This is a genomic window from Nonomuraea wenchangensis (assembly GCF_900111685.1).
Lineage (GTDB): Bacteria > Actinomycetota > Actinomycetes > Streptosporangiales > Streptosporangiaceae > Nonomuraea > Nonomuraea wenchangensis.
Window position 1 is genome coordinate 471,743 of the sequence record NZ_FOHX01000002.1, and the last position, 13,237, is coordinate 484,979.

Annotated in this window: 10 protein-coding genes; 7 read left to right on the forward strand and 3 right to left on the reverse strand. The window is 73.9% G+C overall.

What is annotated here, in order from left to right:
* Window positions 1-19: 19 nt before the first annotated feature.
* Window positions 20-772, reverse strand: a complete 753-nt coding sequence (locus BMW85_RS06255) for an SDR family oxidoreductase (protein WP_091078025.1) — start codon at window positions 770-772, stop codon at window positions 20-22.
* 33 nt (window positions 773-805) lie between these two features.
* A complete protein-coding gene (locus BMW85_RS06260) occupies window positions 806-1,831 on the reverse strand; it encodes a phosphotransferase family protein (RefSeq protein WP_091078027.1) in 1,026 nt (341 codons plus the stop codon).
* A 157-nt stretch (window positions 1,832-1,988) separates the two neighbouring features.
* Between BMW85_RS06260 and BMW85_RS06265 the strand changes: the two genes are divergently transcribed.
* On the forward strand, window positions 1,989-3,071 hold the full coding sequence (locus BMW85_RS06265) for a GNAT family N-acetyltransferase (protein WP_177240517.1): 1,083 nt from the start codon (window positions 1,989-1,991) through the stop codon (window positions 3,069-3,071).
* The gene (locus BMW85_RS06270; RefSeq protein WP_218155683.1) at window positions 3,068-4,198 is read left to right on the forward strand and encodes a DegT/DnrJ/EryC1/StrS family aminotransferase; all 1,131 of its coding nucleotides are present in this window, start codon (window positions 3,068-3,070) and stop codon (window positions 4,196-4,198) included. Before BMW85_RS06265 ends, BMW85_RS06270 begins: the two co-directional genes overlap by 4 nt.
* Here the strand turns inward: BMW85_RS06270 and pdxR are convergent.
* Window positions 4,170-5,576 carry a MocR-like pyridoxine biosynthesis transcription factor PdxR gene (gene pdxR, locus BMW85_RS06275; RefSeq protein WP_091078029.1) on the reverse strand — a complete coding sequence of 469 codons (1,407 nt, stop codon included), beginning with the start codon at window positions 5,574-5,576 and terminating at the stop codon, window positions 4,170-4,172. The two genes, BMW85_RS06270 and pdxR, sit on opposite strands and share 29 nt — an antisense overlap.
* 71 nt (window positions 5,577-5,647) lie before the next feature.
* On the opposite strand from pdxR, the gene BMW85_RS06280 reads away from it, so the two are divergent.
* From BMW85_RS06280 to BMW85_RS51815, 5 genes are all read left to right on the forward strand, one after another.
* Window positions 5,648-6,286 (forward strand): pyridoxamine 5'-phosphate oxidase family protein, encoded by a 639-nt coding sequence (locus BMW85_RS06280; protein WP_091078032.1) that lies wholly within the window; start codon window positions 5,648-5,650, stop codon window positions 6,284-6,286.
* An 85-nt stretch (window positions 6,287-6,371) separates the two neighbouring features.
* Entirely contained in the window at window positions 6,372-8,771 is a 2,400-nt protein-coding gene (locus BMW85_RS06285; protein ID WP_091078035.1) for a serine/threonine-protein kinase, read from the forward strand.
* Between the two features lie 109 nt (window positions 8,772-8,880).
* Complete coding sequence (locus tag BMW85_RS06290; RefSeq protein WP_091078037.1) at window positions 8,881-10,554, forward strand: serine/threonine-protein kinase; 1,674 nt, start codon at window positions 8,881-8,883, stop codon at window positions 10,552-10,554.
* Between the two features lie 22 nt (window positions 10,555-10,576).
* A complete protein-coding gene (locus BMW85_RS06295; RefSeq protein ID WP_091078039.1) occupies window positions 10,577-12,091 on the forward strand; it encodes a protein kinase family protein in 1,515 nt (504 codons plus the stop codon).
* 47 nt (window positions 12,092-12,138) lie between these two features.
* Window positions 12,139-13,218: a DUF2510 domain-containing protein gene (locus tag BMW85_RS51815; protein WP_091078042.1), complete on the forward strand. Its 1,080-nt coding sequence runs from the start codon at window positions 12,139-12,141 to the stop codon at window positions 13,216-13,218.
* Window positions 13,219-13,237 lie beyond the last annotated feature (19 nt).

A 13,237-nucleotide genomic window follows, 5' to 3' on the forward strand; every position in this document is an offset into this window, starting at 1 on the left:
CTTGCCGTGCGCAAACCTGCTATTCGACCTGCGGGGGCCGCTGGCCGCCCGCGGGGCCGGGCACACCTGCGTAGCGGTAGGGCACCGGCTGCCGTCCTGGCTGGACGACGAGGAGCGTCCCGGGCGTGTCGGTGTAGAAGGCGGACTCGACGGCGGCGGCGACGTCCTCGGCCGTGAGGAGCGGGAACCCGGCGCTGGCGAACATCTCCTTGGCCGCCGCCACGAGCGGGGTGTCCGTGAAGCCGGGGCAGACCGCGCTGATCCGGATGCCGCGCGCCGCGAGCGGCTCGGCCAGCGCGCGCACCAGGCCGACCACGGCGTGCTTGGTCATCGTGTAGATCGGGTCGCCGGCGAAGCCGACCAGCCCGGCCAGCGACGCGGTGACCACGATCGCGCCGCCGCCGGAGCGTTCGAGCAGCGGCACGGCGGCGCGCGCCCCGAACACCACGCCGTCCACGTTCACGCCCATGACCTGGCGGTAGCGGTCGAGGTCGAAGTCGGCGAGGTCCACCCGCCCGGTGACGCCGGCGTTGAGGTGCACGAGGTCCAGCCGCCCGTAGCGGCGCTCGGCCAGGGCCACGGCCTCCAGCGACGCCTCCGGGTCGCCGACGTCGGCCGCCAGCCACGCGCCCTCGACCTCCTTGGCCAGCCGCTCGACGCCCTCGGCGTCGAGGTCGACGAGGACGCATCGGGCGCCGGACGCCGACAGGCGACGGGCCGTGGCGGCGCCGATGCCGCTCGCCGCGCCGGTGATCAGTGCAACAGTGCTCATGACGCTCCCTGGGGGTCGGGCCTGGCGGCCGGGTCAGACCTGGTCAAGCGTGCGGTGCGCGCGCGCGATCAGCGTCGGCACCGCCGCGCCGATCCGGTCGAACCCCTCCCCTACGGTCTTACCCTGGCGGAAGCGCGCATGAATACCCTCGATGATGACCGCGAGCTTGAAGTTCCCGAAGGCGACGTAGAAGCCGAGGTCGGTGATCTCCCGGCCGGACGCCTTCGCGTAGTGCTCGGCGAACTCGGCCGCGTCCAGGAATCCGGGCGTGAGCGTGGCGTCGCCGGCCACCGGGATGCCCGCCCGCTCGTCGTCGCCGCGGCTGTGCCAGTACGTCAGCGTGAGCCCCAGGTCGGCCAGCGGGTCGCCGAGCGTGGACATCTCCCAGTCGACCACGGCCAGGATCTCCAGGTCGCCGGCGCGGACGAGGGTGTTGTCCAGCCGGTAGTCGCCGTGGACGAGCGTGCCGGGGGCCTCCGCCGGCAGCCGGTCGCGCAGCCGGCGGACGAGCCGGTCGTACTCCGGCAGGTCGGCCGTCTTCGACCGCTCCCACTGCTGGCACCAGCGGTCGAGCTGGCGGGTCATGTATCCCTCGGGCCGGCCGAAGTCGCCGAGCCCCACCTCGCGGTAGTCGACGGCGTGGATGGCGGCCAGCACCTCGGCCAGGCGCTCCGACAGCCGGCGTACGCGCTCGGGCGGCGGGTCGCCCAGCTCCTCCCTGGTGCGCATGGCCGTGCCCGGCACGTGGCCCATGAGGTAGAACGGCGCGCCGATCACGTCCTCGTCGCCGCAGAAGGCGACGGGCTCGGGCACCGGTACGGGCGTCGGCGCGAGGGCGGAGATGACCCGCCATTCGCGCCGCATGTCGTGGGCGGTGGGCAGCACGTGGCCGAGCGGCGGGCGGCGCAGCACCAGCCGGCGCTCGCGCGCCTCGACGAGGTAGGTCAGGTTCGACCTGCCGCCCGAGATCAGGGACACGGACAGGGGCTCGCCGGCGTCGGGCACGTTCCGGCCCATCCACTCGACCAGCCGGGGCCACTCGATGCCAGGTACGGTCATGGACCCACATTAGAACGTCACTCGGTCCTGAACGATACCTGAGAGTTTTGTAACGTTCCGGACCTGCGGCGATGAGCATTCGGTAGGTTCACTTACCCTGGCATTTACCTGGTCCGATCCCTCGCAACACACAGAGTGCGGCCGTCTGTAGGAGCACATGCGCGTCACCCTCGCCCTCCCCCGTGAGCTGGGACCGTCCGAAGTGAGCCGTTGGCGCGCTCTGCAGGAGTCCGATCCCGCCTACGACAACCCCTTCCTGTCGCCCGAGTTCACGGTCGCGGTGGGGGAACTGCGCGAGATGGTCCGGGTCGCCGTCCTCCACGACGGCCCCGACATCGTGGGCTTCTTCCCCTTCGAACGCCATCCGCTGGGCATCGGCAAGCCGGTCGCCGCGGGGCTGACCGACGCGCAGGGACTGGTGTGCGCCAAGGACCTGGAGATCGACGCGCGCCGGCTGATCAAGGACTGCGGGCTGGGCGTCTACGAGTTCGACCACCTGGTCTCGGGGCAGCCGCTGATGGGCGACCGCGCCGAGCGCCACCCGTCGCCGATCATCGACCTGCGCGAGGGCTACGAGCACTACACGAGCTTCCTCAAGGACAACTCCGGCAAGACCTACAAGAGCACGCTGGCCAAGTCACGCAAGCTCCAGCGCGAGGCCGGCCCGCTCCGCCACGACTACGCCGTCACCGACCTGGAGCCGCTGCGCACGCTGCTCGGCTGGAAGACCGACCAGTACCGCCGCACCGGCCGCACCGACCGGTTCGCCCACCAGTGGATCGTCGAGCTGGTCGAGCGGCTGCTCGCCACCCGGACCGACTCCTTCGCCGGCGTGCTCGACATGATCTACGTCGGCGACCGGCCGGTGGCCGGGCACTTCGGCGTGCGCACCCGCACCACGCTGGCCGGCTGGTTCCCCGCCTACGACACCGACTTCGCCAAGTACTCCCCCGGCCTCATCCACCATCTCGCGATGGCCGAGCAGGCGGCCGCGTCCGGGATCGAGGTGATCGACATGGGGCGCGGACAGAAGGAATACAAGGAGAAGCTGAAGAACGGCGAGCTCGAGGTCGCCGAGGGCCGCGTCGCCAGGGCGAGCGCGGGGGCGGGCGTGCACTGGATGATGCGCGTCCCGGTGCGCAAGGCCCGCGCGACGGTGATGGCCCACCCGCTTCTCTTCCGCACCGCCGACAAAGCATTGAAAACGTACGGACGACTCCGTAGCGTTATCCCTCGGTGAAACACATCGAAAAGCGCACGGGCCGTCACTGTCTGTCGTTACCGTCCAATCGGCTCGGTCTCTACCTGGCACTACGACACTGGTGCACACCCGGGCAGCGGCTGCTGATGTCGCCGATCTCGGCCGACGAGATCCTGTTCCTGGTGCTCGCCGCCGGGCTGCGCCCGGTGATCGCCCCGCTCGACCCGCGCGACGGCAACATCGACGCCGCCCGCGTCGATCTCAGCACCGTGGACGCCGTCCTCACGACCAACCTCTACGGCCTCCCCGACCGCGTCACCGCCTTCACCGGCAAGATCGTCATCGAGGACGTCGCCCACGCCATGGAGAGCGAGCTCGACGGGCGGCCACTGGGCACGTTCGGCCAGGCGGGCGTCTTCAGCCTCTCCAAGCACCCGGGAGCGGGCTCGGGCGGCGTGCTGGCCGTCGAGCACGCCGCCGACCTGCGGGCGCTGGAACGTGCCCGCGACGAGCTGCTGGCCCCCGGCTCGCTCCGCGCCGACCTGCTGTCGGTGTCCACCTCGATGGCCCGCCAGGTCGCGCTCGACCTCGGCCTGGTGCGCCCGGCGCTCGCCGTCGCCCGCGCGATCGGCCTGGAGGAGCCGCGCGAGGGCTTCCGCATCCCGCTCAACCCCGACGCGCTGGAGCTGGCGCTCAAGGAGATCCCCGAGCTGCCGCCGTTCGACCCGTGGGTCCGCGCCGACCTGCACGCCTACCGGTCGCGCCGCGGCCGGCTGGCCCGCTGGTACCAGGGACGGCGGACCGCCAAGGTGCCCGGCGAGCGCGGCAGGCGGCTCGCGGGAGTGACGCGGCTGGCCGGGCTGCCCGCCGTCGCGCCCGCCGTACGCGACCACCTGGACCAGCCGCTGTTCCGCGTCCCCCTGCTGGTCCGCGAGCGGGACGCGGCCATCGCCGAGCTGGAGCGCCACGGCGTGTCCACCGGCTACCTGTACGCCCCCGCCTACGACGACTACGCCCCCGGCTTCGCCGAGCCGTCACCGGACCCCGCCCAGGCACGCTGGTGGGCCCGCCACGTCCTTCCCGTGGACCCGATGTACGCCGACCGCTCCCTGCCCCTCCTGCGCGCGCTGGAGCCCGCTACGGCGCCGCCGCCACCGCTTCCCTGACGATCGCGGCGAGCACCCGGCAGCCCCGGCGCACGTCGGCCAGCGACGCCGAGCCGTAGCCGATCACCAGCCCGTGCAGCCGCTCGCGGCCGTGATGGTGCCGGCCGGTAGCGTCCAGCAGGACCCCCCGCTCCCTGGCCCGCTCGACCACGACGGGCACCACGGCGGCGGGCAGCTCGGCGAGCACGTGCAGCCCGGCGGTGTCGCCGCGCAGCCGGCAGACCGGCCCCAGCAGCTCGACGACGACGGCCCTGCGGCGGGCGTACTCCAGGCGCATGCGGCGCAGGTGCCGGTCGAGGTCGCCGCGCTCCAGCAGGGTCGCCACCGCCTCCTGGACCGGGCCGCTGGTGCGGTCGGCGACCGCGCGGCGCAGCCCGGCGATCCGCCCGACCAGCTCCGGCGTGCCGACCAGCCAGCCGACGCCGACGTCCGGCGACAGGGTCTTGGACAGCGTGCCGAGCAGCACCACCCGCGACGGGTCGAGGCCGTAGAGCGCGGGCAGCGGGGCGACGTCGTAACGGAACTCGGCGTCGTAGTCGTCCTCGACGATGGTCGCGCCGGTGCTCCGCGCCCACGACAGCAGCCGCTCGCGGCGCGGGATCGGCAGCCGGCCGCCCAGCGGATACTGGTGGGCGGGGGTCGTGTAGAGCACGCGGAGGTCACGGGGAAGGCCGTCGACGATCACGCCGTCGGCGTCCACCGGGCAGGGCACGATCTCGGCGCCGCGGGCCGCGAACACCGTGCGCGCCACGTGGTAGCCCGGGTCCTCGACCCCGGCGCGGGCGCCCGCGCCCAGCAGGGCGAGCGCGCACAGGTCGAGGCCGTTCCCGGTGCCCCTGGTGACCAGGATGTTCTCCGGGCCGACGGCCATGCCGCGCGCCCGGCGCAGGTGGTCGGCCAGCAGCTCGCGCAGCCGGGGCAGGCCGTACGGGTCGGGTTCGGCGACGGGCGGCGGCTCGCCGGCCCTGCGCCAGGCGCGCTTCCACGCGGCCCGGTCGTAGTCACGCACCCAGGGCCGGCCCGCGGTGAGGTCGATGAAAGCGGCGGCGGCGGGCTCGGGCGGGCCGGGGTCGCTGGGGGTCTCGCGCGGCGGCGTGACCACCCTCTCCATTCCGGCCGTCTCCATGTCCGCGACGAACGTGCCGGAGCCGTGCCGGCCCTCCAGCCACCCCTCGGCGTAGAGCTGCTGGTACGCCTCCGTGACGACCGTCCTGCTCACCTTGAGCTGGGCGGCGAGCGCCCGGCTGGACGGCAGCCGCTCGCCGGGCGGCAGCGTGCCGTCCAGCATGGCCCGGCGCAGCCAGCCGGCAAGCTGGGCGGTGAGCGGCACGGCGGCCTCCCGCGAGAGGGAAACCGGCAGGTCGACGGAGCTACGCACGCAAGTGGTCCCTACGAACGGGTCGATAGTGGCCATCCAGACTAGGTCCACTTCGTGCGTACGGTCGAATCATGCTCTCCGCCACTCCTCGCACCACGCTCGGCCGCTCCAAGGAGCGCGGCAGCACCGACAGGGCCGACCTGTACGACGTGCTCGACTCCGGCCTGATCTGCCACCTGGGCGTCGTCGTGGACGGCTGCCCGATGGTCGTGCCCACCGGCTACGGCCGCCTGGGCGACACCCTCTACCTGCACGGGTCCACGGGCGCCAGGTCGCTGCGCGCGGCCGACGGCGGCGAGGTCTGCGTGACGGTCACGCACCTGGACGGCGTCGTACTGGCCCGCTCGATCTTCCACCACTCGGTCAACTACCGCTCGGCGATCGTCTACGGCCGGGCCCGGCTGGTGACCGACCCCGACGAGCAGATGGCGGGCCTGCGGGCCCTGTCGGAACGGCTGGCGCCCGGCCAGTGGGACTACGTCAGGCGGCCGAACCGCAAGGAGCTCGCCGCCACCGCCGTGCTGGCCCTGTCGCTGGAGGAGGCGTCGGTCAAGACGCGCCGCGGCGGGCCCTCCGAAGAGGAGGAGGACTACGCGCTGCCGGTGTGGGCCGGCGTGCTGCCGCTGGTCACGGCGTGGGGCGCCCCCGAACCGGATCCGATGCTCCCAGAAGGTATCGATCCCCCCGTTCACATCCTCCATCGGGAGTAGTTCCATGAATCAGGGCCACCTGGCAAACCCGCGCTCTTGATCGTACGTCTCATCAGGTGGGCCGGATCCTGATGGGAGTTGGCATATGGACTGGACCGCCCCCGGTTACACCCAGATCAGGCAGCTAGGCGCCGGCGCCGGCGGCCGGGTCGTGCTGGCCGTGCACGACGAGACCGGGGTCGAGGTCGCCATCAAATACCTCGCGCCGCACCTGTTCCAGGACACGGCGGCGGTGGCGCGGTTCCAGTCGGAGGCGCGGCTGCTGACCACGCTGCGCCACCCCCACATCGCCACCATGTGGGAGTACGTCCAGGACGCCGGCGGCGCGGCCATCGTCATGGAGCTGGTCAACGGCGTGCCGCTGCGGGCGCTGCTGCGCGAGCACGGCACGACCGAGCCCGAGGCGGCGCTGGCCGTGCTCAAGGGCTCGCTGCTGGGCCTCGGCGCGGCGCACGCGCGCGGCGTCGTGCACCGCGACTACAAGCCCGAGAACGTGCTCGTCCGGCACGACGGGGTGAGCAAGCTCGTCGACTTCGGCATCGCGGTGCGGCAGGGCTCGGCCGGGCTGCCCGAGGGCACGCCGCCGTACATGGCGCCGGAGCTGTGGGAGGGCCGGCCCGCCTCGCCCTCGACCGACGTGTACGCCGCCACCGCCGTCTTCTTCGAGTGCCTGACCGGGCACCGGCCCTACCGCTCGACCGAGCCCAGCGTGCTCGGCTACCAGCACGTGCACGCCCCGGTGCCCTTCCACGAGGTGCCCGCGCCGATGCGCGAGCTGGTCCGGCGCGGCATGGCCAAGGACCCGACGCGGCGGCCGGCGGGCGCGGAGGCGTTCGTGGCCGAGCTGGAGGCCACGGCCGTGGCCGCGTACGGGGAGGACTGGGAGGAGCGCGGGCGGCGGCGGCTGGCCGCGCTGGTGGGCCTGCTCGCGCTGCTGCTGCCCACGCCGCCGGCCGCCACGCCGGAGGTGTCCACGTCGTTCGCCCGTACGGTCTTCCGCGGCCTGCGCGCCAACGCGGCCCGGGTGGCGATGGGCGGCGGGCTGGCCACGGCGGTGGCGGTCGCATCGGTGATCCTGCTCACGAACCGGGAGCAGCCGCCGCCCTCCGGGCCGATCGGGGCGGCGGTGGTCGTGCCGCCGACCGTCATCACGCCCGAGGCCGCCGCGGCCACCCCCACGACGCCGACGCCAGAGTCCACTCCTGAACCGACCTCGGCGTCGACCCCGGAGGACTCGCCCGAGCCGACGCCCCAGCGGCTTCCCGAGCACACCCCCGCCACCACGCCGAAGGCCGTGGTCCCTGTGAACGAGCCTTCGGACCCGCCACGGACCGCCACCTCCCGCCCGGCCACCCGGCCGCCGACGCGGACCCCTTCCAAGACCCCCACCCCGACACCGACGCCCACCCCCACCCCCACGCCGACCCCGACCCCGACGCCCACTCCGACGCCCACGCCGACCGTGACCACTCCCTCGCCGGTCACGTCCGTGCTCGCCGTGAACGTCGGCGAGCCGGTCCTGGACGCCGACGGCGTGGCCGTCGCGACGATCATCGTCCGGGCCAGCGGCACCGCGCCCGTCACCGCCACCGCCGCCTGGTCGGTCCCCGGCGGTCCCGGCCGGACCCAGCGTCTCGCCTTACGCGGCTCGACCTCCTACACGCGCACGCTGACCTGGACCCCCGGGGAGGGCGCCTGCGGCCGTACGGTCACGCTGACCGTCACCACCACCCCGGCCGCGCCCGGCGGCGCGCGGACCGCGTCCGTGTCCGTGCCGCCCTGCCCGGCCCGGGTGACCGGCCTGCGCGTGTCACTGGACATGCCCGCCGCACCCGGCCGCGCCGCGCGGGCGGCGATCAGGGTGACGGCGAGCGGCACCGGCGAGATCCCCGTCACGGCCCGCTTCGCGCTGAACGGCGACCAGGTCGCCACCAGGAGCCTCACCCTCTCCGGCCGCACCTCCTACAGCCGCGCGCTCACCCACGCCTTCCGCTCCCGCCCGTGCGGCTCGACGGTCTCGGTGCGGGTGACGGCGGGCGACCGGACGGCCACCGCGCGGGCCACCGTGACCTGCCCGCCCGAGGTGCGCCAGGTCACCGTGCTGCGGGCGAGCGCGGGCGACGGCCTCACGGCCACGGTCCGGGTGCTGACGTCCACCACGCAGCCCGTACGCCTCATCGTCAGGTACACGACCGGCGGCGAGGGCGGCGGCGGCTCCGACACGGCGACGCTGTCGGGCGGGACCTCGTACGTGCGGACCTTCACCTTCCCGGCCAAACTGGCCTGCGGCACGCGGTGGACGGTGACCGCCTCGACCGATCCGGCGGCGGGCAACGGCAGCGACTCGGCGAGCGGGACCACCGCCGCCTGTCCTCCCCGCGAGGAGGAGCCGCGGGAGGAGGAGCCCCGGGAGGAGGGGCCGTCGAAGACGCCGCGACCTGAGGCTTCGCCTGAGACTTCCGACACACCGGTGGAGATCGACTGAGATCGTCCGTCACACTTATCGCCATATCGGCAGGGAATCCGGTTAGGTCCCGTTAAGCTACGGACCGTTTGATGCGGGTGGGGGCCCATTCAACTCCAGAGGAGACCGTATGTACGGCGAGGGCCAATGGGGGGTCCCCGGCTATACCGAGGTTCGCGAGCTGGGCTCGGGAGCCGCCGGACGGGTCGTGCTGGCCACGCGCGACCACGACGGCGCCGAGGTGGCCATCAAGTACCTCAGTGACGAGCTGCGCTCCGACATGGGGTTCGTCGCCCGCTTCCGGCACGAGGCCCGGCTGCTCGGCACGCTGCAGAGCGCGTACCACGCCCGCCTCATCGACTACGTCGAGTCCGGCTACGGCGCGGCGATCGTCATGGAGCTGGTCAACGGCGTCTCGTTACGGGAGATGCTCCGCTCCCAGGGCCCGACCGGGCCCGAGGCGGCGCTGACCGTGCTGAAGGGCTCGCTCCGCGGCCTCGCCTCGGCGCACGCCATCGGGGTCGTGCACCGCGACTACAAGCCCGAGAACGTCATGGTGCAGGAGGACGGCACCAGCAAGCTGGTGGACTTCGGCATCGCGGTCCGGGCCGGCGAGGACGCCGGAGCCGCGGGCACGCCGCCTTACATGGCGCCCGAGCAGTGGTCGGGCTCGCCCGCCGGCCCCGCCACCGACGTGTACGCCGCCACGGTCGTCTTCTTCGAGTGCCTGACCGGCGGCCGGCCGTACCGCGGCACCAACCTGGTCGCGCTGGCCGCCCAGCACCAGAGCGCGCCGGTCCCGGCCGACGAGGTGCCGGCCGCGCTGCAGGGCCTGATCGAGCGTGGCATGGCCAAGGACCCCGCGGAGCGTCCGCCGTCGGCGGAGGCGTTCCTGACCGAGCTGGAGGCGGTCGCGGCCGGCGCGTACGGCCCCGACTGGGAGGAGCGCGGTCGCCGCCGGCTGGCCGCGCTCGCCGGGATGCTGATCATGGTCTTCCCGACCTCGCTGGACGAGCCGGTCGAGACCGAGACCTCGTTCACCGAGAGCCGCTTCCCCGACGCGGCCGGGCTGCTGCGCAAGGTGCCGGCGAAGATCGCCGTGGCGACGGTCGGCGTCGCCGTGGTGATCGGCGCGGCCGTGTTCGCGCTGTCGTCGTCCGACGAGACCAAGCTCTCCGCGGGCTCCACCCCGGTCACCCCGAGCGCGGTCGTCCCCGCCACGCAGGAGCCCGTCGAGGAGGACGTGGAGCCCACGGAGGAGAGCACCCCCGAGGAGACCACGCCGGAGACGACGCCGACCGCCACGGGGAGCCAGGCGCCGCCCACCACAGCGCCCACCACAGCGCCCACCACCGGGCCGACCGCCGCGCCGACCAGGACCACCGCCCGGCCCCGGCCCACGCGCAGCCCGATCAGGACGCCGACGAGGACCCGCAAGCCGTCCCCGACCGCGACGGACACCGACGAGGACGAGCCGACCGGCAGGGTCGAGGTGCCGCAGAACACCCGGCGCCCGCAGACCTCCGCCGCCCCGACCCGGAGCAGCAGCGCGCCCAACACCACCCGCCCGCCCACGCGGCCCACCTCGGACCAGCCCAGCACGTCCCAGCCGCCCACGTCCACGCCGCCGACCGACCCGTCCAGCCCGACCGGCGACACCACACCGAGCGACGACCCGCGGATCGACCGCGCCGCGGCGGCCCCCGGCGCACTGCTCGCCTTAGGCCTGGTGACGTCCGGCGTCGTGCCGGTCACACTTGCGGTACGGGGCCGCGTGGCGGGCCGTCACAGAAGGAAGCGCTAGACGCGCCGGGGGGCGAACGGCGATGAACAACCCTGAGCACGGTATCGCCGGTTTCCGGCTGACCGAGCACACATGGATGACGGAGCTGGGCAACTGGATCGACGCCATCTCGCCGGACGGCCGCAGGGCGGGAGCGCTGCTGTTCGACGCGCGGCTCATCGGGCTGCCGGGCGTACGCGAGCGGGTGGTGGCGGCCGTCCTCACCGACCAGCGGCTGGTGCTGGGCGGGCTGACCGGGCTCATCCCGGTCGCGGACGTGGTGGCGGCCGGCGACCAGGTGTGGCTGCTCACCGGCCAGGCGGTCAGCCCGACGCTGGCCGACCTGCTCACCACCGCGCCGATCGAACCGGCCGGCGCGGCCTCGGCCCTGGTGGAGACCGCGCAGACGCTGATCGCGCTGCACGCGGCCGGGGTCACGCACGGCTCGGTGCACCCCGGCACGGTGGTCGTCACGTCCGAGGGCGCGGCGCTGCTGTCGGAGCGGGGACTGTCCGACGCCATCCGCGGCCTGGTCTCGCCGCCTGAGCGGGACGCGGCCGGATGGGCGGCGCTGGCGCGCGGGCTCGCCGCGTCGTTCGTGGCGTGGGCGCCGCAGGCGGCGCAGCTCTTCGAGCGGGCCGCCGGGCTGGCCGGGACGCTGGGCCTCGCCGCCGCGCGCGGCGCGCTGCTCGCCGAGCAGGCGTCGCTGCCCGGCGGGACGATCGGCAGGGAGGGGCTGGCGCGGGCGGCGCGAGGCCGCTCGGCGTTCGCACAGCCTGCCGCGCACGCCGCTGCGGCGGCCCTGCCCCCGCTGCCGCGCGACGAGGGCGACATCGTGACGCTGCTCGCCCCGGGCCGCGTGTGGCCAGGACACCCGGGGCCGGGACAGTCGGGATCGGGACTTGCGGGGCCGGGACAGTCCGGTTTGGGACAGTCGGGGCCGGGGTATGCGGGGCCGGGACAGTCCGGCGCGGGGCTGGCGGGGCCGGAGCAGGCGGGGCGGTCCGGAGCCGTGCAGTTCGGGCCCGGCGTGAGCACGCAGGAGCAGCGGCCGGCGACCACGGCCGAGCAGATCTGGCGCTCCGGCCGGCCGGAGGCCGACACCGTGCAGCGCGGCGGCGGCGGCGCGGGCGGGCGCCGGGTCAGGGCGGCCCGGTCGCGGCGCTGGCGCACGATCGGCTCCACGGCGCTCTTCGCGGTGATCATGGTGGGGGCGATCCTGGCCTGGTTCAGGCTGAGCGACGCGCCGGACCTCGCGATCGGCTCCGTGGACGTGAAGGTGGCCAAGAAGTCGTACGGATGCGACGCCACGGCCCTGGTCACCGGCGTGGTCGTCACCAACGGCGGGTCCGGCGTGATCACCTACGAGTGGCACAAGAACCTGGACGACGAGGTCGTCAAGGGCACCCTCCAGACGCGGTCCGACCAGACGTCCTACCAGTTGCCGCTGCGCTGGTCGCTGAACGGCAAGGCCACCGCCAAGGCCACCGCCACGCTGCGCATCGTGAGCCCCGAGCCGGCGCGTACGGACAAGGTCAGCTTCACGTACAAGTGCTGACGCGCCCGGCCTGCATACCGGAGCGGTTTCTTACTAATCTGGCCAACATGACCACCCAGACCCCCGCGGGCTGGTATCCCGACCCCTATGGCGAGCCCAAGCTCCGCTGGTGGGACGGCAGCCAGTGGACCGACGCCACCCACGTCCAGGAGCAGGGGCCCGCACCGCAGTCCCAGCCCCACCCTCAGCCGCAGCAGCCGGCCTCCGGCCCGCAGCAGCAGGCGCGGCCGGACTGGTCGGTGACCCCCGCGAACCCGACGTCGCAGTACGGCGGACCGACCTACGGGCAGTCCGCCTACGGCCAGCCGACGCCCACCCAGCCGCACTGGAGCCCCGGCGGCTCGCCCCAGGGGCCCGGCGGCTACGGCCCGCCGCCCAAGCAGGGCAACCCGATGCCGTGGGTGTTCGGCGGCCTGGCGGCGCTCGTGGTGGTCGCGCTGCTCGTCGCGGGCGGGATCTTCCTCGTCAACCGCGGCGACACGGGCGCGCTGTCCACCCCGGGCGACACGTACGTGCCGCCGGAGCAGCCGACCCAGGAGCCCCCCTCCGAGCAACCGTCGCCCGACCAGGCATCCCCGCCGCCGCAGCCCGCCGACGGCCGGATCGCCGACACCCGGACCGGGATCTCGTACGAGGTGCCCGAGGGCTGGTCGGTGCCCCCGCAGCTCAACCCGGACAACCCGCCGCCCACCCGCCAGCTCTGGTCGTCGAGCGTGGAGAAGACCTCGCACGACAACTACGACGGCAAGGGCGGCACCTGGGTGGGCAACGTCTCCACGGGCGTGCTCAACGAGCTCTACCCCTACACCGGCGCCTCCGGTCTCCGTGCCACCGCGCAGGCCGTCTTCATGGACTTCGCGCAGTTCTACTCGGTCGCGCACGAGACCAAGATCGCGGCCGACAAGGCCATCAAGATCGGCGACCGCGAGGGCTGGTTGCTGCAGTTCGAGCTGGACTTCACGAAGGCGTCGGAGGAGAACGGCTACAAGTGGAAGAAGGAGACCGGAGCCATCGTGCTCATGGACCGTGGCGCGAACGAGCAGCCCGCCCTCCTCTACGTCTCCGTGCCGGACAATCTCGGCACCGACGTGGTCGGCAAGGTCGTCGGCTCGCTCAAGCCCGCGTGACCAGTGGCACTAGGCTGGT

Bases quoted from the DNA above. Each gene is read 5' to 3' on its own strand.
- BMW85_RS06290 (WP_091078037.1), top strand. From the start codon at position 8,881: ATGTACGGCGAGGGCCAATGGGGGGTCCCCGGCTATACCGAGGTTCGC.
- BMW85_RS51815 (WP_091078042.1), top strand. From the start codon at position 12,139: ATGACCACCCAGACCCCCGCGGGCTGGTATCCCGACCCCTATGGCGAG.
- BMW85_RS06260 (WP_091078027.1), bottom strand. From the start codon at position 1,831: ATGACCGTACCTGGCATCGAGTGGCCCCGGCTGGTCGAGTGGATGGGC.
- BMW85_RS06295 (WP_091078039.1), top strand. From the start codon at position 10,577: ATGAACAACCCTGAGCACGGTATCGCCGGTTTCCGGCTGACCGAGCAC.
- BMW85_RS06265 (WP_177240517.1), top strand. From the start codon at position 1,989: ATGCGCGTCACCCTCGCCCTCCCCCGTGAGCTGGGACCGTCCGAAGTG.
- BMW85_RS06280 (WP_091078032.1), top strand. From the start codon at position 5,648: ATGCTCTCCGCCACTCCTCGCACCACGCTCGGCCGCTCCAAGGAGCGC.
- BMW85_RS06285 (WP_091078035.1), top strand. From the start codon at position 6,372: ATGGACTGGACCGCCCCCGGTTACACCCAGATCAGGCAGCTAGGCGCC.
- BMW85_RS06255 (WP_091078025.1), bottom strand. From the start codon at position 772: ATGAGCACTGTTGCACTGATCACCGGCGCGGCGAGCGGCATCGGCGCC.